At 63.3% G+C, this 25,111-nt stretch carries 24 protein-coding genes; 11 read left to right on the forward strand and 13 right to left on the reverse strand.

Features of this window, described 5'->3' with window-relative positions; all coding sequences use genetic code 11:
• Position 1 precedes the first annotated feature (1 nt).
• On the reverse strand, positions 2 to 1,255 hold the full coding sequence (locus QM996_RS14790) for a sarcosine oxidase subunit beta family protein (RefSeq protein ID WP_483500034.1): 1,254 nt from the start codon (positions 1,253 to 1,255) through the stop codon (positions 2 to 4).
• 326 nt (positions 1,256 to 1,581) lie between these two features.
• On the opposite strand from QM996_RS14790, the gene rpsU reads away from it, so the two are divergent.
• From rpsU to QM996_RS14805, 3 genes are all read left to right on the forward strand, one after another.
• The gene (rpsU, locus tag QM996_RS14795) at positions 1,582 to 1,794 is read left to right on the forward strand and encodes a 30S ribosomal protein S21 (RefSeq protein ID WP_034786884.1); all 213 of its coding nucleotides are present in this window, start codon (positions 1,582 to 1,584) and stop codon (positions 1,792 to 1,794) included.
• Between the two features lie 368 nt (positions 1,795 to 2,162).
• Complete coding sequence (locus QM996_RS14800) at positions 2,163 to 3,050, forward strand: tetratricopeptide repeat protein (RefSeq protein WP_500268118.1); 888 nt, start codon at positions 2,163 to 2,165, stop codon at positions 3,048 to 3,050.
• 243 nt (positions 3,051 to 3,293) lie between these two features.
• The gene (locus QM996_RS14805) at positions 3,294 to 3,770 is read left to right on the forward strand and encodes a DUF992 domain-containing protein (protein WP_500268119.1); all 477 of its coding nucleotides are present in this window, start codon (positions 3,294 to 3,296) and stop codon (positions 3,768 to 3,770) included.
• Positions 3,771 to 3,886: 116 nt separating this feature from the next.
• Here the strand turns inward: QM996_RS14805 and QM996_RS14810 are convergent, their stop codons facing one another.
• From QM996_RS14810 to QM996_RS14835, 6 genes are all read right to left on the reverse strand, one after another.
• On the reverse strand, positions 3,887 to 5,287 hold the full coding sequence (locus tag QM996_RS14810; protein ID WP_500268120.1) for an NAD(P)(+) transhydrogenase (Re/Si-specific) subunit beta: 1,401 nt from the start codon (positions 5,285 to 5,287) through the stop codon (positions 3,887 to 3,889).
• A 10-nt stretch (positions 5,288 to 5,297) separates the two neighbouring features.
• The gene (locus QM996_RS14815; RefSeq protein WP_173520337.1) at positions 5,298 to 5,708 is read right to left on the reverse strand and encodes an NAD(P) transhydrogenase subunit alpha part 2; all 411 of its coding nucleotides are present in this window, start codon (positions 5,706 to 5,708) and stop codon (positions 5,298 to 5,300) included.
• Entirely contained in the window at positions 5,708 to 6,853 is a 1,146-nt protein-coding gene (locus QM996_RS14820; protein ID WP_500268121.1) for an NAD(P) transhydrogenase subunit alpha, read from the reverse strand. The genes QM996_RS14815 and QM996_RS14820 overlap by 1 nt, the downstream gene beginning before the upstream one ends.
• A gap of 448 nt (positions 6,854 to 7,301) precedes the next feature.
• Complete coding sequence (locus tag QM996_RS14825) at positions 7,302 to 7,526, reverse strand: aa3-type cytochrome c oxidase subunit IV (RefSeq protein ID WP_173520335.1); 225 nt, start codon at positions 7,524 to 7,526, stop codon at positions 7,302 to 7,304.
• A 236-nt stretch (positions 7,527 to 7,762) separates the two neighbouring features.
• Complete coding sequence (locus tag QM996_RS14830) at positions 7,763 to 8,536, reverse strand: N-acyl amino acid synthase FeeM domain-containing protein (protein WP_500268122.1); 774 nt, start codon at positions 8,534 to 8,536, stop codon at positions 7,763 to 7,765.
• Positions 8,537 to 8,765: 229 nt separating this feature from the next.
• Positions 8,766 to 11,075 (reverse strand): putative bifunctional diguanylate cyclase/phosphodiesterase, encoded by a 2,310-nt coding sequence (locus tag QM996_RS14835; RefSeq protein WP_500268123.1) that lies wholly within the window; start codon positions 11,073 to 11,075, stop codon positions 8,766 to 8,768.
• Positions 11,076 to 11,506: 431 nt separating this feature from the next.
• On the opposite strand from QM996_RS14835, the gene QM996_RS14840 reads away from it, so the two are divergent.
• Positions 11,507 to 12,265: a gamma-glutamyl-gamma-aminobutyrate hydrolase family protein gene (locus tag QM996_RS14840; protein ID WP_500268124.1), complete on the forward strand. Its 759-nt coding sequence runs from the start codon at positions 11,507 to 11,509 to the stop codon at positions 12,263 to 12,265.
• A gap of 43 nt (positions 12,266 to 12,308) precedes the next feature.
• On the opposite strand, the gene QM996_RS14845 is transcribed toward QM996_RS14840, so the two are convergent.
• From QM996_RS14845 to QM996_RS14855, 3 genes are all read right to left on the reverse strand, one after another.
• The gene (locus QM996_RS14845) at positions 12,309 to 13,277 is read right to left on the reverse strand and encodes a 2-hydroxyacid dehydrogenase (protein ID WP_500268125.1); all 969 of its coding nucleotides are present in this window, start codon (positions 13,275 to 13,277) and stop codon (positions 12,309 to 12,311) included.
• Positions 13,278 to 13,303: 26 nt separating this feature from the next.
• A complete protein-coding gene (locus tag QM996_RS14850) occupies positions 13,304 to 14,326 on the reverse strand; it encodes a LacI family DNA-binding transcriptional regulator (RefSeq protein WP_065375395.1) in 1,023 nt (340 codons plus the stop codon).
• 186 nt (positions 14,327 to 14,512) lie between these two features.
• Complete coding sequence (locus QM996_RS14855; protein ID WP_173520329.1) at positions 14,513 to 15,010, reverse strand: MarR family winged helix-turn-helix transcriptional regulator; 498 nt, start codon at positions 15,008 to 15,010, stop codon at positions 14,513 to 14,515.
• Between the two features lie 114 nt (positions 15,011 to 15,124).
• Between QM996_RS14855 and QM996_RS14860 the strand changes: the two genes are divergently transcribed.
• From QM996_RS14860 to QM996_RS14870, 3 genes are all read left to right on the forward strand, one after another.
• Positions 15,125 to 15,916 (forward strand): creatininase family protein, encoded by a 792-nt coding sequence (locus QM996_RS14860; RefSeq protein ID WP_500268126.1) that lies wholly within the window; start codon positions 15,125 to 15,127, stop codon positions 15,914 to 15,916.
• Positions 15,917 to 15,996: 80 nt separating this feature from the next.
• The gene (locus QM996_RS14865) at positions 15,997 to 17,400 is read left to right on the forward strand and encodes a polysaccharide biosynthesis protein (protein ID WP_500268127.1); all 1,404 of its coding nucleotides are present in this window, start codon (positions 15,997 to 15,999) and stop codon (positions 17,398 to 17,400) included.
• A 78-nt stretch (positions 17,401 to 17,478) separates the two neighbouring features.
• The gene (locus QM996_RS14870) at positions 17,479 to 18,357 is read left to right on the forward strand and encodes a glycosyltransferase family 2 protein (protein ID WP_500268128.1); all 879 of its coding nucleotides are present in this window, start codon (positions 17,479 to 17,481) and stop codon (positions 18,355 to 18,357) included.
• 22 nt (positions 18,358 to 18,379) lie between these two features.
• Here the strand turns inward: QM996_RS14870 and QM996_RS14875 are convergent, their stop codons facing one another.
• Complete coding sequence (locus tag QM996_RS14875; RefSeq protein WP_500268129.1) at positions 18,380 to 19,471, reverse strand: glycosyltransferase family 4 protein; 1,092 nt, start codon at positions 19,469 to 19,471, stop codon at positions 18,380 to 18,382.
• Positions 19,472 to 19,763: 292 nt separating this feature from the next.
• Between QM996_RS14875 and QM996_RS14880 the strand changes: the two genes are divergently transcribed.
• From QM996_RS14880 to cysE, 3 genes are read left to right on the forward strand one after another with little or no spacing between them, the layout of a single operon-like run.
• The gene (locus tag QM996_RS14880; RefSeq protein ID WP_500268130.1) at positions 19,764 to 20,867 is read left to right on the forward strand and encodes a CobW family GTP-binding protein; all 1,104 of its coding nucleotides are present in this window, start codon (positions 19,764 to 19,766) and stop codon (positions 20,865 to 20,867) included.
• Positions 20,867 to 21,856, forward strand: a complete 990-nt coding sequence (locus QM996_RS14885; protein WP_500268131.1) for a WD40 repeat domain-containing protein — start codon at positions 20,867 to 20,869, stop codon at positions 21,854 to 21,856. Before QM996_RS14880 ends, QM996_RS14885 begins: the two co-directional genes overlap by 1 nt.
• 10 nt (positions 21,857 to 21,866) lie before the next feature.
• Positions 21,867 to 22,694 (forward strand): LbetaH domain-containing protein, encoded by an 828-nt coding sequence (cysE, locus tag QM996_RS14890; RefSeq protein WP_500268132.1) that lies wholly within the window; start codon positions 21,867 to 21,869, stop codon positions 22,692 to 22,694.
• A 91-nt stretch (positions 22,695 to 22,785) separates the two neighbouring features.
• On the opposite strand, the gene QM996_RS14895 is transcribed toward cysE, so the two are convergent.
• Positions 22,786 to 23,232 carry a glyoxalase superfamily protein gene (locus QM996_RS14895; RefSeq protein WP_500268133.1) on the reverse strand — a complete coding sequence of 149 codons (447 nt, stop codon included), beginning with the start codon at positions 23,230 to 23,232 and terminating at the stop codon, positions 22,786 to 22,788.
• Positions 23,233 to 23,510: 278 nt separating this feature from the next.
• On the opposite strand from QM996_RS14895, the gene QM996_RS14900 reads away from it, so the two are divergent.
• Positions 23,511 to 24,146 (forward strand): LysE family translocator, encoded by a 636-nt coding sequence (locus QM996_RS14900; RefSeq protein ID WP_500268134.1) that lies wholly within the window; start codon positions 23,511 to 23,513, stop codon positions 24,144 to 24,146.
• Positions 24,147 to 24,519: 373 nt separating this feature from the next.
• Here the strand turns inward: QM996_RS14900 and QM996_RS14905 are convergent, their stop codons facing one another.
• Positions 24,520 to 25,110: a GNAT family N-acetyltransferase gene (locus QM996_RS14905; RefSeq protein WP_500268135.1), complete on the reverse strand. Its 591-nt coding sequence runs from the start codon at positions 25,108 to 25,110 to the stop codon at positions 24,520 to 24,522.
• Between the last annotated feature and the right edge of the window lies 1 nt (position 25,111).

A 25,111-nucleotide genomic window follows, 5' to 3' on the forward strand; every position in this document is an offset into this window, starting at 1 on the left:
CTCAGTGCGCAACAGCGGCGGCAGCCGCTTCGTCGATGAGCCGGCCCGTGCGGAACCGCTCCAGCGTCAGCCCGGCGGCCAGACGATGCGGCTCGCCCCTCGCGATCAGATGGGCGAAGAGGTTGGCCGAGCCCGGCGTCGCCTTGAAGCCGCCCGTACCCCAGCCGGCGTTCAGGAACAGGCCGGGTACCGGCGTGACGCCCTGGATCGGCGAGCGATCCTGGGTGACATCGACGATGCCGCCCCACTGACGCATCATCTTGACGCGGCGGAACATCGGAAAGAGCTCGCAGATCGCATCCAGCGTATGGGTGATGATCTGCAGGCCGCCGGTCTGCGAATAGGAATTGTACTGGTCGGTACCGGCGCCGATGACGAACTCGCCCTTGTCGGACTGCGAGATATAGGCGTGCACCGAGTTCGACATGACGACGCAGGGGAAGATCGGCTTCAGCGGCTCGGAAACGAGCGCCTGCAGCGGCTGGCTTTGCAGCGGCACGCGGACATCCGCCATCTGCATCAGCACCGAGGTATGGCCGGCGGCGGAAATGCCGACCTTCTTGGCGCCGATATAGCCGCGGTTGGTGTCGACGCCGACGACCCGGCCGGTTTCGTCGCGACGGATGCCCGTCACTTCGCAGTTCTGGATGATATGCACGCCACGGTCGGAGGCCGCACGCGCATAGCCCCAGGCAACCGCATCGTGGCGTGCCGTGCCGCCGCGGCGCTGGAGGGCTGCGCCATTGATCGGATAGCGCGCCGTCTTGGCGATATCGAGCGGCGGGCAATAGGCCTTCGCCTGCTCCGGCGTCAGCCACTCGTTGTCGATGCCGTAGAGACGGTTGGCATTGATATGGCGCTTGAACGACTGCTGGTCGTGGATGTTGTGCGACAGCATCATGACGCCGCGCGGCGAATACATGACGTTGTAGTTCAGATCCTGCGACAGGTTCTCCCAGAGCTTCAGCGAATGCTCGTAGATGTCCATGCTCTCTTCATAGAGATAGTTGGACCGGATGATCGTCGTGTTGCGGCCGGTATTGCCGCCGCCGATCCAGCCCTTTTCGAGCACCGCGACATTGGTGATGCCGTGTTCCTTGGCGAGGTAATAGGCAGCGCCGAGGCCATGGCCGCCGCCGCCGATGATGATGACATCATATTCCTTGCGCGGCTCCGGCGACGCCCAGTGCGGGCCCCACCCCTTGTGGCCGCGCAACGCCTCGCGCGCCACGGCGAAAACTGAATATTTGCGCATCGGCCTCTACTCCATGAACCCCGATCTCATTGGCGTTAGAAATCGCAAATCCGAGGCCTGCGCAACGTTTCTTTTGCGACGCAATTGAGTGGACTTGCGCGCAGTTGCGACATGGCCTCGGATCGGTTGCTTCCGGCGCGGGAACGGGCGCCGCACCCGCATCCGAGGATTTTTCAGCGCTTCCTCATGTCGTCGCTGGACTTTCGCCTGATGATCTGGTATCCGCTCGTCTAATCGTAAAGCTTCCAGCTTAGCGAATGTCATTCTTTTGCCTCCGGCACCTGACGGAGCTGCAAACAACTCGAACCAAAGGAACGGGATTTCACGTGCAGGTACTTGTCCGCGATAACAATGTCGATCAGGCGCTCCGCGCTCTCAAGAAGAAGATGCAGCGCGAAGGCATTTTCCGCGAAATGAAGATGCGCGATTACTATGAAAAGCCGTCCCAGAAGCGCGCCCGCGAAAAGGCTGAAGCCGTTCGCCGCGTCCGCAAGCTGGCACGCAAGCGTGCACAGCGCGAAGGCCTCCTGGCCCGCTGATTTGTCGTTTTTTCGACGCTTTCCGATGTAAGTCGTGGCGGGGGCGAAATATCGCCACCGCCTTTTTTTGGTATGGACATCTTTTCCGACGACAGGTTAGCGTGATCGACGCTGCCGGTGACGGATGGCCGACCGGAGCGTTTGACCGGACGGTTCGCCGAGGCACGATGAAGCCCGGCTGCGGAGCCCGCGGGGAGTTTCAGCGGCTCTGCTGCATAATTCCTTAAATCGGAATCGATTTAGGGACAAAATTATGCAGAAACTCAACGTATTACAGCGACATTGGCGCGTCCTGGAAAGACACGCGGCGCTGTAAGGAACGGAAAGCCGATGGCTTTCGAGACCTTGTCGATTTGAGGGATCAACCTTTGAAACTTGCTGCCATGACTGCGGACGTCTCCGGTTTTACTGTCCATGAGGCGTCTCGCCGCCACCAGCGCAAGCCGAGGCTTGCCGCCATGCTGCTCCTCGGTTCGGCCCTTCTTCTCGCAGGCTGCACCACCGACGGCCCGGACTCGATGACCAACAAGGTCGAGCGCGAACAGGGCTCGCAGGAAAACATCGCCTCGCTTTCGAGCGTGATCGCCTCGAACCCGAGCGATCCCGAAGGCTACAATGTCCGCGGTTCGGCCTACGGCCGCGCCGGCGAATATCGCCGGGCGATCGCCGATTTCGACCAGGCGATCCAGCTCAACCCGCGCTTCTACCAGGCCTATGCCAATCGGGCGCTCGTCCATCGCAACATGGGCAACACCCAGGCAGCCCTTGCCGACTACAACATGGCGCTGCAGCTGAACGCCAACTACGACGTCGCCTATATCGGCCGCGGTAATCTCTATCGCCAGGCCGGCCAGCTCGATTCCGCCTTCAACGATTTCAACAAGGCGATCCAGCTCGACACGACCGATCCCCGTGCCTATCACAATCGCGGCCTGATCTATCAGGCACGCAACCAGCACGGCCAGGCGATCGAAGACTTCTCGACTGCGATCTCGCTGTCGCCGAGCTCGCCGGAACCTTACAACGGCCGCGGCATCTCCTATGTCGCCCAGGGTGACGACGACAACGCCTTCTCCGACTTCAACACCGCGATCAACCTCAACGGCAAGGTTGCCGAGTCCTGGGCCAACCAGGCGCTGATCTACGAGCGCAAGGGCGACAAGGTCAAGGCGTCGAAGTCCTACGCGCACGCATTGCAGCTTGACCCGAAATACGAGCCGGCGCGCGCCGGCCTTGCGCGCGTCAAGGCCTCCTGAGCCCTCCACTCGTGATGTTTCTCGAAACGCCCGCGACACGCGGGCGTTTTCGTTCGTGCCGCTGCCACTTCGCCTCTCCGCCAAAGCGGAACCTTCCCGGTCATCATCCGTTTGCCAGAGGTGTCGCTGCGTGTTTCCTTGGGTCGTCTCCGATCTAAGGACAAAACATCCAGCCATTCGTAGTGCTACCGCGACCCCAGCGCGCCAAGGCACGCGCGGCGCAGTAAGAACGGAGACCACGCCATGATCAAACGAACCCTCGTCACTGCGCTGACACTGGCCGCGCTGGCCACGGGCCCTGCCGCCGCGCAGAACTATGTCGCACTCGGCCGTCTCGTCTGCGGTTCGGAAGGCGGCACCGGCCTGATCGTGACCTCGACCAAGAACCTGATGTGCACCTTCACACCTACCAATGGCGGCCCTCGCGCGGTCTATGCCGGCAAGATCCGCAAGATCGGCATCGATATCGGCCAGACGGGAAAAACGACGATGGTCTGGGACGTGCTGGCCAAGACCGGGACGCCGATGACCGCGTATGCCTTGGCCGGTGAATATTACGGCGTCGGCGCCGATGCGAGCGTTGCCGTCGGCGGCGGCGCCAAGGTGATCGGCGGCGGCACCAACAAGGCCTTCATGCTGCAGCCGGTCAATGTCCAGGTCCAGGAGGGTCTGAACGTCGCCATCGGGGTCGACGCACTGACGCTGGCACCGGCCGGCTAAATCAACTCCGGAAAAAGCGCGAGGGCGATTTTTCTGGAATGCGCAGCAAAATACCTTCCAACGCAAAACGCCCGCCGAAAGGCGGGCGTTTCATTGTCGGCTTCTGCAAGCCAGGTTTAGGCGTGCAACGCCTTGACGATGTCTTCCGTCACCTTCTTGGCGTCGCCGAGCAGCATCATCGTGCCATCCTTGTAGAACAGCGTGTTGTCGATGCCGGCATAGCCGGAGCCGAGCGAGCGCTTGACGAAGAGGCAGGTCTTGGCCTTGTCGACGTCGAGGATCGGCATGCCGTAGATCGGCGAGGACTTGTCGTCGCGGGCCGCCGGGTTGGTGACGTCGTTGGCGCCGATGACATAGGCGACATCGGCCTGGGCGAACTCGGAGTTGATGTCCTCGAGCTCGAACACTTCGTCATAGGGTACGTTCGCTTCCGCGAGCAGCACGTTCATGTGGCCGGGCATGCGCCCCGCGACCGGATGGATCGCGTATTTGACCTCGACGCCAGCGGCTTTGAGCTGGTCGCCCATTTCACGCAGCGCATGCTGCGCCTGGGCAACCGCCATGCCGTAACCCGGCACGATGATCACCTTGGAGGCGTTCGCCATCAGGAAGGCCGCGTCGTCGGCCGAGCCCTGTTTGACCGTGCGCTGGATGCCGTCGTCAGCCGCCGCGGCCCCGTTCTCGCCGCCGAAGCCGCCGAGGATGACCGAGATGAACGAGCGGTTCATGCCCTTGCACATGATGTAGGACAGGATCGCACCGGAGGAGCCGACGAGCGCCCCGGTGATGATCAGCGCCAGGTTGCCGAGCGTGAAGCCGATGCCGGCCGCGGCCCAACCCGAATAGGAGTTGAGCATCGACACGACCACCGGCATGTCGGCGCCGCCGATCGGGATGATGATCAGCACGCCGAGAATGAGCGAAAGCGCGACTATCAGCCAGAAGACCGTCGTGCTCTGCGTCAGCACCAGCATGACCACGAGCACGATCAGCGCCGCAGCGAGACCGGCGTTGATGACGTGGCGTCCCGCAAGCATGATCGGCTTGCCGGACATGCGCCCGTCGAGCTTCAGGAAGGCGATGACCGAACCGGTGAAGGTGATCGCGCCGATCGCGACGCCGAGCGACATCTCGACCAGCGCCTGCGCATGGATGTCGCCGACGGTGCCGATACCGAAGCTTTCCGGCGCGTACATCGCGGCAGCCGCCACCAGGACGGCGGCGAGACCGACCAGCGAGTGGAAGGCCGCGACGAGCTGCGGCATCGAGGTCATGGCGATGCGCCGGGCGATGACGGCACCGATGCCGCCGCCGATGGCAAGACCGACGACAATCAGCATCAGGCCGCCGAAGGAGGGCAACGCCAGCAGGAGCGTCGTGACGATGGCAATGCCCATGCCGATCATGCCGTAGACATTGCCCCTGCGGCTGGTGGTCGGGTGCGACAGGCCGCGCAGCGCCGTGATGAACAGGACGCCGGAGACGAGGTAGAGGAAGGCTGCGAAGTTAGCGTTCATCGGGCCGGCCTCACTTGTCTTTTTTCTTGTACATGGCCAGCATGCGCTGGGTGACGAGGAAACCGCCGAAGATGTTGACGGCGGCAAGAACCAGCGCCACGAAGCCGAAACCCGTCGCCAGCCCCGAGGCCGAGATGCCGACGGCAAGCAGAGCGCCGACGACGATGACCGAGGAAATCGCGTTGGTGACCGCCATCAGCGGCGTGTGCAGCGCCGGCGTCACCGACCAGACCACGTAGTAGCCGACGAAGATCGCCAGGACGAAGATCGCCAGGCGGAAGACGAAGGGATCGATCGCGCCGCCGGTGGCACCATGGGCGATTGCGCCGGCCGTGTCCGGCACGTATTCCGCAGCGGTGCGGACCGCTTCCACTGCCCGGTCGAGATCGGCGAGCGCCTTGTCGAGAAGTTCATTCGCCATCACTTGTCCCCCTTGCTGGCGCCGAAGTTCGGATGCACGACCTCACCGCCATGGGTGAGCGCCGTCGCCTTGACGAGCTCGTCCTCCATGTTGAGCGCGAGCGCCTTGGTTTCCTTGGAGACCATGGTCTCCAGGAAAGTCACGAGGTTCTTGGCGTAAAGACCGGACGCGGAAGCCGCGATGCGGCCCGGCACGTTGAGATGGCCGATGACCTTGACGTCCTCGACTTGCGTAACCTTGCCGGGCTCGGCGCCCTCGACGTTGCCGCCGCGCTCGACCGCAAGGTCGACCGCGATCGAGCCGGGCTTCATGCTCTTCAGCATCTCACGGGTGACGAGCCGCGGCGCCGGGCGCCCCGGGATCAGGGCCGTGGTGATGACGATATCCTGCTTGGCGATATGCTCGGCAACGAGTGCGGCCTGCTTGGCCTGATACTCCTTGGACATCTCCTTGGCGTAGCCACCGGCCGTTTCGGCCGCCTTGAACTCCTCGTCCTCGACGGCGATGAACTTGGCGCCGAGCGAGGCGACCTGTTCCTTGGCGGCCGGACGCACGTCCGTCGCCGAAACCACGGCACCGAGACGGCGCGCCGTCGCGATCGCCTGCAGGCCGGCAACGCCCGCGCCCATGACGAAGACCTTGGCGGCAGGAACGGTACCGGCCGCGGTCATCATCATCGGCAGCGCTCGGTCATATTCGCAGGCGGCGTCGATCACCGCCTGGTAACCGGCGAGGTTTGCCTGGCTCGAGAGCACGTCCATCGACTGCGCCCGAGTGATACGCGGCATCAGCTCCATCGCGAAGGCAGTCAAGCCCGCCTTGGCCATCTCGGCGATCGCCGCCTCGTTGCCATAGGGATCCATGATGGCCAGCACGATGGCGCCCGACTTGTAGCCGCCGATTTCGGCAGTCGTCGGCCGGCGCACCTTCAACACGACGTCGGCCGTCTTGGCGTCGGCAATCGCCCCGATCCGGGCCCCGACCTTTTCGAACTCAGTGTCCGGAATGCGCGACAGCGATCCGGCGCCCGCCTCGACGACGACGTCGAAGCCGAGGCTTTTCAGTTTCTTCACTGTGTCCGGCGATGCGGCAACGCGACCCTCGTTCGGGTCCGTTTCCTTGGCGACAAAGACAATCTCGCTCACAAATCCCCCTCCTTGGCCGCAATCGAGCCAAGGCCGGAATGCGGGCATTCTCTCCGACTGCAAAGCATGCGGCCAATCGAGCCAACACGCCCCCATATGCGAGGCACTGGGGTGCCAAGCACATATTTACTGGAAACAGACACCAAGGTGTTCGAACCGCCGGCGGTCCGGCCGCCGATCGACGCCCGAGTCTCGCTCGGCATCGCGGGTCTGCTTTCCACTCCCCCCTCACGCAGTGAGGAAACATGTCCCATTGCAGCGAATGCCCGGGACATGGAGATCTCTTTACAGCGCCGCGCATCCTATTGGGTGCGCAAAGGGCGCTGCAGCATCTTGAAGTGCCGTGCAACGTCGACGCCTCCAGTCGACGGCATGCAACTTCGTCCGGGCTCGCGCCCGGTCGCCGAGGAAGCATCCAGCCCCTCGGCAATCAGTCCGATGACGCGGATTAGCGCAGGAAGAAGAAACCTGCGACGTTGAGCAGAATGAAGAGCACGAGCGAGGAGAAGAAGCCCATCGTCGTGAAGAATGCGGCAGCCATCGCAATCAGCAGCGCCACGCAAAACAGCGTGCCGTACTTCGATGCGCTCAGGAACATGCGGTAGGTCTTCTCGTGCTCCGGATAGTCCATCGGGGCTCCCACATCGACCGGTCCAGAATGATGCTCAGCCATCGTCCAAATTCTCCCTGAATGCCACGGCGTGACCCTTGGTCATCGCCGCTCCTAATCGAAGCATGGCTCCCGCGAAAAGTCGCGAAAACCCTTATAGCTGCCCTTACACAATGCTTGGGCCGGGCGCAACGAAAACCCGTCCTTCAGCACTATCTGATGGGGCGATATGTCGCGGCCAGCAGCAAGGGCGGCGCACACGGGCGCGCCCCACCCTCCGATGTCGCTATCGAAGTCTGTCAGCGGAGGACGGAAGTTCGGTAGGAGCGACCATAGCCGGTTTGCGCCATGCGCGCGGTCGGCAGGATCGTCAGCGGCGCGAACGGCACCTCGCTGCGATCGGCAAACATCATGCGGCGTTCGAAAGGCTCCGAATCGAAGATCGGGTAGCGGTCGAGGATCGAAGGCCGCTGCCCCCTCACCTGTGCCACGAGCAGGGCGCCGTCGGCATTGTAGACCCCCAGATTCTCGCGCTTGGCGACCACGGTCTCCGAGGCGAAAATGCGCTTGTAGAAGGCGGTATGGCGCGGCCGGCAGGCCGTCAGGCAACGGTCGGCGGAAAAGTATTCGCAGGCCATGGCGACCGGGCGGAGCGTCAGGTAGGGCAGCGCCCGCATCTCGTCACCGATGACGTCGGGATCGACGGCCAACCGGCCCGGATCGACCAGGACCATGCCGGCATCGAGGAACGCGTCGATCTCGGCGCCGAAGATCAGGCCCGATGTGCTGGCGCGATGCTCCGGTGTCACGTGATGTACGCGCACGGTGCTGACGAGGCTCTCGTCGAGATAGATGCCGAAGACATAGGCGTGGCTGTCGAAGTCGAGATCATCGATCAGGGTGGAGCCCGTCAATTCCATCAGGTTGACGGACTTGTAGGCCTTGTAGCGCAGCCGCGCGATGTCCTCCATGTCCTCGCCGGTTTCGACCCGCCGGTATTCGACACGATCGAGCAATTGCATCAGCTTTTCAGAAAAACGCCCAGGCTCCGCCTGGTGAACCGTCTCACCCATATTCCAAACCTCATGGTTAACAAATCGTTAACCTATTGACGGAAGATGGGGCGGCAACCGCAAAACGGAACAGTTCACCGTTAACTTTTTGTTAACCCTAAAAATTCGTAAATTAAATCGATCGACTTGGAGCGATACGCATCAAAATGGGATGTATTTATTCCTCCTAATCAATGACTTGCTGCAGAATGGGCAGTGTCAAAACAGGACGGAATTTGGGATCGCAGCGTCAGGCGATGCGCTTACTGCTGGGTTTCGCGCCTCGTTTTGGCACGCCATTCTTGCAAAGCGTCGCAATGGCAGAGGCAGGCATAGGGGCAGCGAAGACAAAGCCCTGTATCAAATCGGCACAATTGTGCTCGGTGATGAGCTGTAGCTGATCGGCCGTCTCGACGCCCTCGACGACGATGCGCAGGCCGAGGGCACGAGCAAGATTGGCCGTCCCGCGCAGAAGCTTGAAGCGACGCGAATCCTCGCGGATATTGCGCACGAAGGAGCGATCGATCTTGATGATGTCGGCCGGGAGGACATCGAGATAGCTGAGGCTCGAATAACCGGTACCGAAATCGTCGATGGCAATGGTGATGCCGAGGCCACGTAGCTCGCGCAGGATCGCCTGCACCTTGAGGGGCTCGTCCATCAGGCAGCTTTCAGTCACTTCCAGATGCAGCCGCGAAGCATCGAGGCCGGTTGCCTGAAGGGCATCCGTGACCATCGTGACGATCTCGCTGCTGCGAAGGTCGAGAACCGAGAGGTTGACGGAGACGGACACATCGTTCGGCCAGTCCCTGCAATCCCGGCAGGCCTGATCGAGCACGAAACGCGTGATCTCCGTGACCAGCCCCAATTCCTCGGCGAGCTGGATGAAGACGTTCGGCGGCACCGGCCCGCGCTCCGGATGCGTCCAGCGGGCCAGCGCTTCGCAGCACTCGACCCGGCCGCCGCCCGGCGCGAACATCGGCTGGTAGGAGAGTGTCAGGCTGCGCGCATTGATCGCCTCGCGCAGGTCGGCCTTGAGCTTCTGGCGGTCGACATAGCGGGCGTCCATCTCGGCTTCGAACGCGGTGCAGCCGCCCCGGTTGCGCAGCTTGGTTTCCGAAAGCGCGAGATCCACCTTGATCTGCAGGTCTTCGAGTTTCAGATCCACGTTCGATGCGATGACGAAGCCCGCGCTCACGCTCATGTTGAAGGTGAAGCCGCCGGCAACGTAGGTGCCGCGCAGATCCGTGTGAAGCCCACGCATCCGTTCTTCCAGATCGGCGACGCCGGCCTTGTTCGGAAAGAACACGACGAACTCGTCGCCCATCAGCCGCGCCGCAATCGCATCGTCGCCGGCGAGCGCCTTCAGCCGGCCGGCAATCGCCTGCAGCAGCTTGTCGCCGACGATGTGGCCGCGCATGTCGTTGACATGCTTGAACTCGGTGACGTCGAGGACCATCAGGCCGACGAGCCGGTCCTCCTTCTCCTCGCCGCTTGCGGCGGCCACGACCAGCTCTGCGAAATAGTCGCGACTCGGCAGCTCCGTCAGCTTGTCGAAACGCACCATGTGCAGAATCTGCTTGTCCGCCTGCACGCGCGCCGTCACGTCCTCGAAGATCAGCACGATATCGCCATTGTCGCGGCGGCTGGCCGAAAACTCGAGATGCAGTTCCTCGCTGACCGGGATCAATACCTGTGGGCGCTTGCCCTTGAGCAGAAGGTCGAGCTGACGCGAGATTGCCTTGGTCTTTTCGGCATTGAGCCGCATGCGCCGCGCGCCGCGGCGGATCACGTCATCGAGCAGCCAATCCTTGAGTTCGGTCCTGTCGCCAAGCGCCAGCAATTCGCTCGCACGCTCGTTGGCCACCACCACGCGGCCGTCGCCATCCAGCATGAACAGACCATGCGTCATATTGTTGAGCGCGGCGTCGAACTGGCCGGCGATGGTCGCGATCTCGCGCGCCGCCAACACGTTTTCATAGAGGAAGGCGCGCACATTGTTGGCCATCATCCAGGTGGAGAGGATGAACGGCAGGATCAGCAAGGCGAGCGCCAGCATGAACACGTCCTGCAATGTGATCAGGCCGATCACGATCGGCAGGCACGCAGACGACGACAGGAGAAGCACGGCCCGCTCCGAGCCGTAATTGCGTCCAACGAGCGAGATCATCGAGGCCAGCGTTACCGAAATGGTGGCAAGCTCGGAAAAGGAATCCTGGCTAACGGCAATGGCATAGCCGCAGGCGATGCCGCAGGTGAGCGTGACGCTGACGCCACCGACGATGTAGCGGTTCTCCCATTTGCGCACCATCGCCCGGTCGGCATTGGAGAAATCCTGCCGGTCGAACCGCGCCATATCGAGATTGCGCAGCGCCCAGAGCACGAAGATCACGCCGGAACAGGCAAGATAAAAGGGATCACTGGTCTTGAGATAGACGAGCAGGAACGTCACGACATGCGACAACATGCCGATCAGCAACGTCTTGCGATGTTCGTAGAGCGAGCTCACGGATGACAGATACACGTCAGTCGGAAGAGCGCTCTGTCCAGGTCGCATCATGAACCAAGCTCCGGTTTACCGGATTGTTAAGGGTGATGACTTAACGAATGATTTCGTCTAACGCCCCGAAAAAAGTATCGAATCCCAGCAAAATCGCCGGGTCGCGCCGGTAAGACCCAAGAGTTCAACTCAATAGTGCGAACCGCGCCGAACAATGGTCGGTTTCTGCAACCAAACATAGGTATCCGCACAATAAAAGGGCTCGGCTGCAACTTTGGCAATTCTACGATAGCGGCGGACGATCCCAAACTTGCGTGCAGGATGGTTACTCGAAATTAAAGAATTACCTGCGAATTCCTGCCCTTTTCAGATGGCGCTTCCCTGGCGATCGGCCCTGGATCGGCGCAGCGATCCAGCTCCCCACCTTCCCAGTTGACTTTCATCCACATCTGACGGCAAGGCTTTTCTCGAGCCTGTTACGGAGCCTGACGATGTCGAAACCTGTCGTTGCCATCCCCTGCGATTTCCGCGAATTCGACGGCAATGTCTGGCATGTCGTTGCCCATCAATACGTGCGCGCCGCCGTCGAAGGCGCCGGCGTCATGCCCTTCCTCATTCCGGCGCTCGAAACGGGGAACGACATCGACGAAATCCTCGATCGCGTCGACGGCGTGCTTGCAAGCGGAGCCCGTTCGAACGTTCACCCATCGCTCTATGGCCGGGAGGCCAAGGACACCGATGGTCCCTTCGATCCCGGCCGTGACGCGACCAGCCTGCCGCTGATCCGCCGGGCGTTGGAGCGCGGCGTGCCGCTGCTCGCCATCTGTCGCGGCATTCAGGAGCTGAACGTCGCGCTCGGCGGCACGCTGGCGACCGAAATCCAGGACCAGCCGGGGATCTGGGATCACCGCAAGCCCGACGTGAAGGAACTCGACGTAGCCTATGGCATCCGCCAGGACGTCATCGTCAAGGAAGGAAGCTGCCTCGCTCCGGTACTTGGCGCCGGCCGCATCCGCGTCAACTCGTTGCACCGGCAGGCGATCGGTGCCGCGGCTCCGCGCCTGGCAGTCGAGGCGGTCGCTGACGACGGCACGATCGAAGCGGTTTCGGTGATCGGCGCCAAGGCCTTTGCCGTTGGCGTACAGTGGCATCCGGAATACTGGGTGCGCACCGACACCCCCTCGGCCAGCCTGTTCAAGGCCTTCGGCGACGCCGTGCGGACTTACGCCGCTGCTCGCCTGGCCGCCTGACGCTTCTGCTTCCTATCATCGCTCGAGGCAACGATGCCGGGTATCAACCCGCGCGCCGCGTGAACGGCGTCTCCGGCACCGGCGTCAGCGCCTTCCCGGTCGCAAACCAGGCTTCGATATTGTCGACAACGAGATCGGCCATGGCGTTGCGCGTGAACACCGAGGCCGAGGCCACATGCGGCAGGAGCGAAACGTTCGGCAGCGCCATCAGCGCGTCCGGCACGTGTGGCTCGTTCTCGAAGACGTCGAGGCCGGCACCGGCAATCATCCCGCCCTGAAGCGCCGCGATCAGCGCCGCTTCGTCGACCGTCGAGCCGCGGCCGACATTGACCAGCACGCCATTGCTGCCCAGCGCTGTAAGCACCTCGGCATTCACCGTCCGCCGCGTCGCCTCGGTACCGGGCACGATGACAATGAGCGTATCGACGGCCGCCGCGAGGCCGACGAGCGTCGAATGGTAGGCATAGGGCAGGCCTTCGCGCGGGCTGCGCGTGTGATAGGCAATCGACACGCCGAAGGCTTCGAGCCGTCTGGCGATCGAAAGACCGATGCGCCCGAGGCCATAAAGACCGACGCTTCGACCGCGCAAGGACAACGGCGACAGAGGATACGCGCCCTCGCGGCGCCAGCGCCCCTGGCGCAGCCATTGTTCTGCCTGAGGCAATTGCCGGAGCGTGTTCAGCAGCAGGCCAATCGCAGTATCGGCCACCTCCTCGGTCAGAACATCCGGTGTATTGCTGATGGCAATGCCCTTGGCGGCGGCATGTGCGACCTCGACGCCGTCGTAGCCGACGCCGAAATTGGCGATGATCTCGAGCTGCGGCAGGGCGTCTATCAGGGCTCCCGGCAACCGGCCGGCAACGGCAACCGCCTTCACGTCCTGCATGTCCGGCATCACCAAAGCCGGATCGGCGCTCTCGATCCTGATGACTTCGAACTGCTCGGCCAATCGATCGATCACCCGTTGATGGATCTTTCCGGGCACGAGAACGCGCGTGCGACTCTTGGACATGGGCAACTCCTGTCGGGAGGGAAGTCTCAGGCGATGACGCGCAACGGGCCCGTCGATTGGCGGATGCGCATTTCCGGCTTGATCAGATGGATGCCGTCGGGTTCGTGGCTGCCGGAAAGCTTGTCAAGGAGCGCGCGGGCAGCACTGCGGCCGACATCGGCCTGGCCGTTCCAGACGGTGGTGAGCGCCGGCGTGGCGATCGACGCTTCTTCGAGATCGTCGTAGCCGGTGACCGAAATATCGACGCCGGGCACCAGACCGGCGCGGGCAATGCCGTTCATCATGCCGATCGCCACCAGATCGTTCCAGCACACGACCGCTGTCGGCTTTTGCGGCAGGGAGAGCAGATGCACCGCCGCCTCGAAACCGCCCTGCTTCGTGCGGGGGCCGGGAATGCGCAGTTCCGGATCGACTTCGATATTGGCCTTGCGCAGCGCGTTGACATAGCCCTGATAGCGGTCGCGCCCGGTCGACGTCTGGTCCGTGCCACCGACCATGGCGATGCAGCGATGGCCGAGGCCGATCAGGTGATTGGTGGCAAGCGAGATGCCGTAGGCGTCGTCACCGCGGAAAATCGGCACGTCCACGCCCTCGATCGAGCGGGCGATCAGGATTGCCGGCATGCCGTTGTCCTCGGCAAGCTGGATGTCCTCCAGCGGCGTGCCGATCGCCGGCGACATGATCACGCCGTCGCCGCCGAGCTGCAGCAGCGTCTCGATGAAGTCGCGTTGCTTTTCGACCGAGTCATAGTGGTTGGAGAGAATGAAGGTCTGCTTGTCACGGTCGAGCTCGGCCTCGATCGCTTTCAGGATTTCCCCGTAGAACGGGTTCATGATGTCGTGCACGACGACGCCGATGATGCCTGAGCGGGATGTTCTGAGACTGGCTGCGCGGCGGTTGTAGATATAACCGAGCGCGCGCGCCTGTTCCTTGATCTTGTCGCGAGTGACGGTTGCGACCAAAGGACTGTCGCGCAGGGCCAGGGATACCGTTGCCGTCGATAGACCAAGTGTTTCCGCGATTGTCGAAAGCTTGACCTTTTGCGCCACGATGCCCCCTCTAAGCCTTGTTTCGCCCCCGGCCACATCAACCCCACGATCCAATCCGAATGAGGTTGTTGCGGCATGCCTTGCGGCACTCTTTCGTACGTCTTAATGGACGCACGCGTGCCATGAATTTAAATCCCTATTTAAACTGTTTAAATCGCCACGGCAATATGCGGCGAACAAGGGGGGTTAGTCGGCGGCCCGGGCGGCCTGGAGATTGCTGTCGACTGCGCGCAGCAGTTTCATCAGGGTGCGCACCTGCTTCTCGGTCAGGCCGCGTGTCGCGAGCTTTTCCGAATGCTGGCCGGCTTCGGCGATGATCTGCAGGCGGTTGCGGCCGGGCTCGGTGAGATAGACCTTGGTGAGCCGCGCGTCGTCCTCGTCCGGCCGGCGCTCGAGGAAGCCCTGCGCCTCCATGCGGCCGATCGTGCGGGTCATGGTCGGCGCCTTGACCCCAAGCCTGGCGGCAAGGCCACCCGCGGTCATGCCGTCGGTTTCGGCCAGCGCCAGCATCACGCCGTCCTGTCCGGCGTAGAGACCACTTTCGAGCAAATTACGGGAAAGTACGGTGCGCATGGACCGCGCAGCCTGGACAAGGATAGCGGCAAGATCGTGCGGCTCTGTCAGGAGCTCGTCCTTCTTCTTCCCGTTCTTGCCTTTCTTTTCGGCCTTGTTCTTCTTGCCCATTGGACCTCCTGCCGAATCTCTGCGTCGAACACTTATAACAATACAGCTTGCGATTACGAACTGTATGACTCAAATAACAATTTTACGACAATTGACGTGGAGGATCGAAGAGAAATGTCGATGCCTGAACCGCGATGGCAGGACAATCCGGCCGACCTTCCGGAGGGCGCCCGCCGTGACTGGATTGCCGTGCTGCCGCTCGGCGCCCATGAGCAGCATGGCCCTCACCTGCCCTTCGAAACAGACACGCTGATTGCCGAGGGCATCGTCTCCCGCACGATCGCGGCGCTCCCCGCCGACCTGCCCGTGACTTTCCTGCCGGCCGAACCGGTCGGCTACTCGATCGAACACATGGATGTCGCCGGCAGCCGAACGCTTGCCTATGGCGAGGCGGTCGAGCGCTGGCTCGGCATTGCCGGCGATCTTCACAGGCAAGGCATCCGCAAATTCGTGATGCTGAACGCCCATGGCGGCAACTCGCCGTTGATGACGATCGTCGCCACCGAAGCGCGCGTGCGCTTCAACATGCTGGCCGTTGCAACGAGCTGGACCCGCTTCGGCCAACCGGACGGCTGGATCAGGCCGGAGGACAAGGCGCTGGACATCCACGGCGGCGACATCGAGACATCGGTCATGCTGGCGCTCCATCCCGACAAGGTCGACATGGCGAAGGCGTCCGATTTCCGCTCCCGCCAGAAGGAATTTGCAGAGCGCTTCAAGCACCTGCGCGCCTACGGCCCGCATGCCTTCGGCTGGAAGATGCGCGACCTCAACACCGCGGGTGTTGCCGGAAACGCCGCCGCCGCCACGGCAGCACGGGGTGATCGCTTGATCGCCCATGCGGTCAAAGGCTTTCTCGAACTGCTGGAAGACATGAGGGATTTCGATCCGGTCGACCTCGACTGAGGACGGAGGCGGCGGTCCGGCAAACACTTTGTTTGCGGTTTTGCGCTATCACAAACGCGAAACGAAAGACAGAGAACCCCATGGCGAAGATCGTTGCGCTCGGCGCCTATTTCTACCAGGCCGTCATCGCCTTCGGCCTGCTGATCGTCGTCGCCCATTGGCTGGCGCCGGCCGACTATGCCAGCTACTCGCTCTTCATCTCCATCTGTCAGTTCGCGGCGATCGCCGCCTTCGAATGGGTGCGCTTTGCCTGCACGCGCTTCTACCCTGGACCAGACGCGGAGAGCGAAGCGGCGGAACGACGCACAATCCTGATCGAGGCCATGGCCTGCGCCGTCCTGTGCCTGATCGCGGCGGGCACGTCCCTGCTCTTCGGTGTGCCGCCCGTCGTGGCGCTTGTCGGCGGTCTGGTCTCGATTGCGCAAGGCGGCAGCGACCTGCACCTGACCATGCTGCGTTTCCGCCAGGATTTTCGCGCCTTCTCGGTGTTGCAGGGATCCCGCGCCACCATTCTTGCCGCGGGCACCTTGGCCGGAGCGCTGGTTTCGCCGAGCTTCCTTTCGACCGTTACCGGCCTTTTCGCCGGCTACGCTGCCTATGGTTTGCTTGCATTCCTGCTCTCGCGCCGCGCGGCCACGCGCCCTGCCGCCGCGCTCGACGGTGCCCGTTTCCGCAAGCATCTGGTCTATGGCAGCGTCTCGGCCGGGGCCGCCACCGCCGCCATGTTCGCGCCCCTGGCGCTGAAAGCGATCCTCACCTCGGCGCTCGGCGCGACAAGCGCCGCCGGTGCCCTGCTCGCGCTCGACCTGCTGCAACGCCCATTCGTGCTCATCGTTTCGGCCCTCCAGGCGATCCAGTATCCGGAGATCGTCGCCGCGCATGACCGCGCCGGCAACGGCTCGGACCTGGCCCGACAACTCGGACGATACTACGCGCTGCTGACGAGCTTCGCGCTGATGATGGCAGCCGGCATCTTCGCCGTCCTTCTGCCCGCTGCCTGGCTTGTCGTCAGCCCGGATCTGCAACGAGGCTTCCTCGCCACCGCCCCGGCCATCATCGTGCTCTCGCTTGTTCGCACGCTGACGCAGATCATGCTGCCGACGCCATTGCATCTGAGGCAACGCCTGGCGCTGATCCTGCTGCTCGCCGTTGCCGACTGCGTGCTTCTGAGCCTTGGAGCGCTGGCAGCCCGGATGCTCGCGGGGGCAGACGATGCGGCACTCGCCTGGGGCAGCGCCATCGGCGCGATCCTCGCCGCTCTGCTCGGCCTGCGCCTGATGTCCTCGCTCGCCTTCGACTTCTCCTGGCCACCCGTGCTCCTCGCCGCCGCCGGACTTGGTGCGGCCGTTCTGGCCTTCTCCCTCTCCGGTGAAACCGGCTACGTCACCATCGGTGCCGGCATTGCCTTCGGCGGTCTGCTCTGCCTGCTCGCGCTCAACCGGTTGCGGCTGATGATGCGGACGCCGGGACCCAGCGCAGCCTAGGCGCCAAGAAGATAGGCGCTAAGAAAAACTGCACGAATTTCCGCTTAGATCGCCCTGAAACCGAGCGGGGAGCGCTTCATGAACATCGTCGTCGGCATAGCGACCGCGGGCCGCCGCGAAGTCCTCTCCGAAACGCTGCTGCACCTGACGCGGCAAACGCGAAGACCCGACGCGATATTCGTTTGCCCAAGTGCGCCCGACGATGTCGACGAGGTTTTTGTCCGAGCACTGCCAGTCCCGGTCACGATCGTCGCCGGCGAGCGCGGACTGACGAAACAGCGAAACGCCATTCTGGGCTCCGCCGAGAGCGCCGGGCTGCTCGTCTTCTTCGACGACGATTTCCTGCCGCGCAACGATTTTCTAGAGCAGGCGCAAAAGCTCTTTCGGGCCGAACCGGCCATCGTCGTGGCAACGGGCCTCGTTCTTGCCGACGGCATTCACGGTCCGGGCCTGCCTGTCGAGGATGGTTTGGCAATCCTGCGCCGTGACGACGCGACGACAGCAGATGGCTTGCCGACGCCGGTTTACAACGCCTATGGCTGCAACATGGTCTTCCGTTTTTCGGCGATCACAGCCGAAGGAGCCCGCTTCGACGAGCGCCTGCCGCTTTACGGTTGGCAGGAAGATGTCGATTTCTGCCGGCGTCTCGCCGGGCAAGGCCGGATCGTCAAGAGCGAGGCCCTGCGTGGCGTGCATCTCGGCAACAAGCGCGGTCGCACCTCCGGCCTGCGCTTCGGTTACTCGCAGGTCGCCAATCCACTCTATCTCTTCCGCAAAGGCACCGTCAGCCTGAAATGGGCGCTGAGGCTGATGGGCGGCAACATCGCCGCCAACGTGCTCGGTAGCCTCAAGCCGCAAGGCCTCGTCGACCGGCGCGGCCGCCTCAAGGGCAACATCGTCGCGTTCCTGGATCTGTTGCGTGGCCGGATGGACCCGTTGCGGATGCTGGAACTCTGATCGACGTCGGGAGACCCGCCGGTCAGCCTCGCCGTGCGGCCAGCAGATTGAGCAGCATGACCGCGCTTCCATCCCAGGAAAAGCGTCTGGCATTGTCGAAGCCGGCACGTGTAAGCTCCCGGCGCAACGCCTCGTCAGAAGAGATCGTCCGCATTGCCTCAACGAGTGTTTCCGTCGCCATCGGATCAAAATAGCGAACGGCATCGCCACAGGCCTCGCGGACCGGCGGGATATCGGCCGCGAGGACCGGACACCCTTGCGTCATCGCTTCGAGCGGCGGGATGCCGAAGCCTTCGTAGAGGCTGGGGAAGACGAAGGCCACGGCGCGCCGCTGCAGCCCGGCGATCTCCTCGTCCGCCAGGCGGCCCGGAAAAATCAGGTTACCCTTCGACGTCGGCGCGACGTCGCGAAACACGGTCGGATCGGTGCCACCGACGACGACGAGCTTGTGGTTACCGGCGCCAAGTGCCTCGAAAGCGCGCACTGCGAACTCGACGTTCTTGTTGGGCTTCAGCGTGCCGACGAGCAGGAAGAACGGCGTGTCGCCAAGCCCCAGCCGCTCGACGATCCCCTCGTCCGGCCGAAGCGCTGCGAAGTGGTCTGTGGCATTGTAGATCACATCGATGCCGGCGGCCGGCACCCGGAAGACGTCGGCGAGTTCCCGGCGCGAGAAGTTCGAGACCGTCCCGATCTTCGCCCGCCGCGTGAGAAGGTAGCCGAGCGTCCCGTGGAACAGCCGGTAGCCGCGGCCGAACGAGGCCGGGTGGCGAAACAGCGTAACGTCATGAATCACCACCACCTGGTCACCATGCAGCACCGGACCGCTACCGCCGAAGCCGATGAGCGTGTCGCGCCGCGCCCGCCAGTAGAGCGCTCCCTGCTCCCAGACATGGCCCGGCCCCGAGCCGAAGGATTCGACCGAGATCGCCTTGAGACCGAGGTCGTCAACCGTCTTGCCCGGTATCAGCAGCCGCCAGCGCACTCCCTTCAGGACATGCGGTACCTGGCCGGAAGCAATGCGCGCGTCGAGCGCCCGGGTCATCTCGCGGGCAAAGCGCTGCACGCCGGTAAGCGGCTGGGTCAAGAACCGGCCGTTGATGGAAATCGTCTTCACCTGTGGACCCCTACGATGTGGCGCGGACTCTCGCCGATTTTGATGAAGGGAGGGTTATCGAGTGCTCCGGCGACCACCGCCTTGCGGCCGGCAAAATCATCAGCGCCATTTGCGCATCGCCGCTGCATCTCCTATATGAAAACGCGACCACAGCGCCGCGCGTCTGATCAGACGCGCGAAGGTCGCTGTAGCACTTTGAACTGCTGCATGTTTTTGTCCTTTAATCAGCGGCGATTAAAGGAAACATGCAGCAGGATGCCCGCTCCCGCATCCGGAAATCCCAGAGGTTCCCATGACCGAAACATCCCCGCAGAAGCCGATCCCCGTCACCGTGCTCACCGGCTATCTCGGCGCCGGCAAGACGACGCTCCTGAACCGCATTCTAAGCGAGAACCATGGCCGCAAATACGCGGTCATCGTCAACGAGTTCGGCGAGATCGGCATCGACAACGACCTGATCGTGGAGTCCGACGAGGAAATCTACGAAATGAACAACGGTTGCGTCTGCTGCACCGTGCGCGGCGATCTGATCCGCGTGGTGGAAGGCCTGATGCGCCGTCCCGGCCGTTTCGACGCGATCATCGTCGAGACCACCGGCCTTGCCGATCCGGTTCCGGTTGCCCAGACCTTCTTCATGGACGATGACGTGCGCGCCAAGACCGAGCTCGACGCCGTCGTTGCGCTCGTCGACGCCAAGCACCTGCCGCTCCGCCTGAAGGACAGCCGCGAGGCGGAAGACCAGATCGCCTTTGCCGACGTCGTGCTGCTCAACAAGACCGACCTCGTCACCCCGGAGGAACTGGAGCGTATCGAAGCGACCGTGCGCGTCATCAATCCGTCGGCGCGCATCTACCGCACGCAACGCTCCGACATCGATCTGGCGAAGGTCCTCGACCAGGGCGCCTTCAACCTCGAAAAGGCGCTGGAAAACGACCCGCATTTCCTCGACCAGGACGATCATGACCATGATCATGTCTGCGGTCCGGACTGCAATCACGACCATCACCACCATGATCACGATCACCACCACCATGATCATGACCACGATCACGACCATCATCACCACGATCACGCGCCCTCGCCGATCCATGACGTGACGGTGCAGTCGATCTCGCTGCGCGGCGGCGAGATGAACCCGGACCGCTTCTTCCCCTGGATCCAGAAGATCACCCAGACGGACGGCCCGAACATCCTGCGCCTGAAGGGCATCATCGCCTTTGCCGGCGACGCCGAGCGTTACGTCGTCCAGGGCGTGCACATGATCATCGAGGGCGACCACCAGCGCGCCTGGAAGGATGGCGAGAAGCGCGAAAGCCGACTCGTCTTCATTGGCCGCGATCTCGACCGTGAAAAGCTCGAGCGCACCTTTAAGGCATGCGAGGCGCAGCCGAACTGATGCCGACCGTCGCTCCTCTCGATCTCGAAGGTCACGTCGTCGGCGTGGCCTTTCTCAAAGGCGTTCCCTTCTTCGCCGAAGCCATCGGTGCCGTTCACCGCCTCGACCTCGGCCACAAGACGACGGAGGTCCACGAGGGCCTGCTGTCGCTCGTTGTCGACGAAGCGAACGATACGCTGCTGACGGGCGGCGAAGACGGCAAGATCATGCGTACGGCCGCCGACGGCACCACCTCGCTGGTCGCCGAAGCGCCGCGCAAGTGGATCGCGCAAGTTGCCGCAGGCCCCCAGGGCGCCGTCGCCTATGCCTACGGCAAGACCACGCATGTGCGTCTGGCCGACGGCACGACGAAGGAATTCGCCGAGGAGCGCACCGTAGAGGGCCTCGCCTTCGCCCCGAAGGGTCTGCGCATCGCCGCCGCTCGCTACAACGGCGTTTCGATGCACTGGGTCGGCACCTCCGGCCAGCCGATCGATCTCGAATGGAAGGGCGCACACACCGGCGTGACCTTCTCGCCCGATGGCCGCTTCCTCGTGACCACGATGCAGGAAAACGCACTGCATGGCTGGAAGCTCGATGCCAAGCCCGGCACTGAGGCGCGCCACATGCGCATGACCGGCTATCCGGCCAAGGTGAAGTCGCTCTCCTGGTCGGCCAAGGGCAAGTGGCTTGCCTCCTCCGGCGCACCGGCTGCGATCGTCTGGCCATTCCAGGGCAAGGATGGGCCGATGGGCAAGGCGCCGCTGGAACTCGGTACCCGCGCCGACATCATGGTGACCTCCGTCTGCTGCCATCCGGCCGAAGACATCGTCGCCATCGGTTATCAGGACGGCATGATCCTCGGCGCACGCTTTGCCGACAGCAAGGAAGTGCTGCTGCGCCGCCCTGGCAAGGGCGCCATCACCGCCATGGCCTGGAACAAGGATGGCCGGCAGCTCGCCTTCGGTTCGGCCGAGGGTGACTGCGGCGTCGTCGACATCGCGGGATAACAGGCGAACAATGACCGCAGGCGCCGAAGCTCCCCTCTATGCAGGCTCGACCGTTGTCTCGCTGGCGGACGGTGAGGTCTGGAACCTCATCCGTGCGGACGCCCGGGCGCTCGCGATGCGCGAACCGGTCATGGCGCAAACGTTGCGGCTGATCACCGGGGCCCGGTCGGATGCAGCGGTGCTCGCAGCTGTTGTCGCCAATCGTCTTTCTGTCGCCCGCGTCGACGAACGATCGCTGGCAGAACTGCTTTCGGATGTTTTCGAAGCGGACGCCGACGCTCTCACCGCCACCGAGGCGGACCTTCAGGCGGTGATGGAGCGCGATCCCGCCTGCCCCGGCCTGTTGCATGTCCTCCTCAACCTCAAGGGCTTCCAGGCGCTGCAGACCTATCGCGCCGCCCATCGGCTCTGGATCGAGGGCCGCAGGGACGTCGCCAACTGGCTCTCGAACCTCGCCTCGCTCGTCTTCGGTCCCGATATCCACCCGGCCGCCCGGATCGGGCGCGCGGTCATGCTCGACCACGGTTCCGGCATCGTTATCGGCGAGACCTCTGTCATCGAGGACCAGGTATCGATCCTTCAGAACGTCACGCTCGGCGGCACCGGCAAGGAAACCGGCGACCGGCATCCGAAGATCCGCCGCGGCGTCATGATCGGCGCCGGCGCCAAGATCCTCGGCAACATCGAGGTCGGCGCATTCAGCAAGATCGCGGCAGGCAGTGTTGTGTTGAAACCCGTCCCGCCGCGCACAACGGTCGCGGGCGTCCCGGCAATGGTGGTGCGCATTCACCGCGTCGACGAGGTCCCTGCAGCGGAGATGGACCAGACGATCGTCTGATCCATCGGAGCGGAGCCGCTTCTTCGGCCTACAGTGCTCGGGGAGCTACCACAGGATATGCAGATGGGACGATGATGGTGAGGCGCCGGCGTCACCATTCGAGTTCGAGTTGAGGAAGCCCGTTCGAGGTTTTTTCGATCGTCCTTCCCGTCTCGTCTACGGTCGCGGTCACCCGCTGGCGAAAAGCGGAAAAGCTCTCGAAGGTGACGACGTCCACCGGTTCGTCGAATTTCATCGTCAGGCGATACCGCCCGGGCTGCGTCGTCAACGCCTGCACCGACAGGATCTCGCCTTCGAAAGCCTGGCCGAGATAGCGCCCCTTCACCCGCGCGCCCAGCATCCAGGGATTGAAGGGCGGCCGGTTGCCGACGGCGGCATGCAGCGTGTTCCAGTCGCGATAGCCGTATTGGGCAGCGATCAGCTCGAGCGATCGGGAGTGGCCGATGGCCTCGCCTTCGGATGCAAGGCGGGTGCGTAGGCGTTTCGCCTGGTCTTTCAGCGTATCGAGTGAGGGAAGCGTGGTTGATCCGCGCGTCATGAGAGGGTCTCCTGCAGCGGCATGCATTCCTTGAGATGGGAGTCCGCATTGCCACCGGTTCGCATGCCGATTCGGCTGACCGTGTCTCGAAGAAGGACTTCACCAAAGCATGACGCTCGCGGACGGCAGGGACCTTCACCCTGCCGTCTCCATAGGGGATGCCGGCTATGCTGTCAAACTCGGCCTGGAAAACCGGCGATCACGCAAGCGCAGAAGAGGATTGCACACGCGCAAAAGCTGTGGGACGACTACAGCGCGGAAGACGCAGGGAGGATATCATGACCGACATGACAATACTCGCATTCGCGCTGGTTGCCTTCATCGGCATCGCAACACCAGGCCCCACGGTCCTGCTCGCACTCACCAACGGCTCGCGGTACGGCGTAAAACGCGCAACCGCCGGCATGATTGGCGCGGTTCTCTCTGATTTCGTGCTGATCGGCGCGGTCGCACTCGGTCTTGGGGCGCTCCTGGCGGCCTCTGAATTCTGGTTCACCGTCGTCAAATGGCTGGGGGCGGCCTATCTCGCCTTTCTCGGCATCATGCTGTTGCGGTCGAAAGGCTCGATCCAGGTCGCAACGGAGGCAAGCGGCTCCGGTCAACCCGTTTCCGCTGTCGCGATCTTCCTCAAGAGCTTCCTCGTCGCGGTTAGCAATCCCAAGGGCTACCTGTTCTTCACCGCCTTCCTGCCGCAGTTCATCGACGCAGCCGCGCCGCAAGCACCGCAATATGCCATCCTCGCCCTCGTCTTTGCCTCGGTCGATCTTGCCGTGATGTTCGGTTATGCGCTGCTCGGCGCACAGGCCACGGCCTTCCTCAAGCAATCCGGCGCCGTGTGGCTCGACCGGCTGTGCGGCGGCGCGCTACTGGCGCTCGCCGGTTCGCTCGCCCTCTATCGCCGCGCGACCGCCTGACAGGCTACCCCCGAAGGAGGCGGCAGGCGCCAAGCCGGCGACCGTCGCGATGCCGGGCCGACGCCCCTCCGAGGCCGCAACCATGGCGAGATAGGCCATGTTCGGTCCCGGTGTCAGTTCAATGATGAAGGATGTCAGCAGAAACGGCAGCAGGTCGCTGCCCGAGAATGAATGGATCCAGCGGGAGGTTTCATCCGCGTAAACGAGTCCTTGTCCGCAAGGACAGGTCAGCGACGCCGCGTCGTCAAGGAGATCACAAATTCATCGCGAGAGCGCCCGGTCCATCGGGCGTCTGCCCCCTCACCGATCGCATCGGACCAGCAAGGGAGCAGCGAAAGATCCGCCTCCGCAGGGTTGGAGGCGGAAAGAGGGCTCAGGCGGCGCGGCGGACCGGCGGCATCGCCAGCTTGCGGCCGCTGGCGACGATCATGCCGGCAGCGCCTTCAAGCCAGTTATCCCTGAGCTCGAGCGCCAGGAACCGGTTGCGCTCGAACGGGCCGGGCATGACGAGATGCTGGGTGCGGCTCGCAAAGAAGCCGAAGCGCTCGTAATAGGCCGCGTCGCCGACGAGCAGGATCGCGCCATGGCCGCGGTTCTTGGCCTCTTCGATCGCCGCCCGCATCAGCATGCCGCCGATACCCTTGCCCTCGTGCGCCGGATCAACGGCAAGCGGGCCGAGCAGCAGCGCCGGCACGGGATGGCCTTCACGGCTGACGCCGGCTTCGACGTTCCAGAGACGCACCGTGCCGATCACGTGACCGTCGATGTCACGTGCGACGAAGGCGAGGCCCTCCGCCGGCAGCCGACCGCTGCGCAGCTTTTCGGACGACTTGCGGCGGCGCTCCGGCCCCATGGCACGGTCGAGCAGGTTCTCGCGAGCGACGACGTCGCCCGGATTTTCGGCATCGATTACAAATGTGGTAGGCGCGAAGAATGCGCGCAGGGCGTCAACAACAGCGGCCATC

Origin of the sequence: Sinorhizobium chiapasense (assembly GCF_045277575.1) — a bacterium.
GTDB lineage: Bacteria > Pseudomonadota > Alphaproteobacteria > Rhizobiales > Rhizobiaceae > Ensifer > Ensifer chiapasense_A.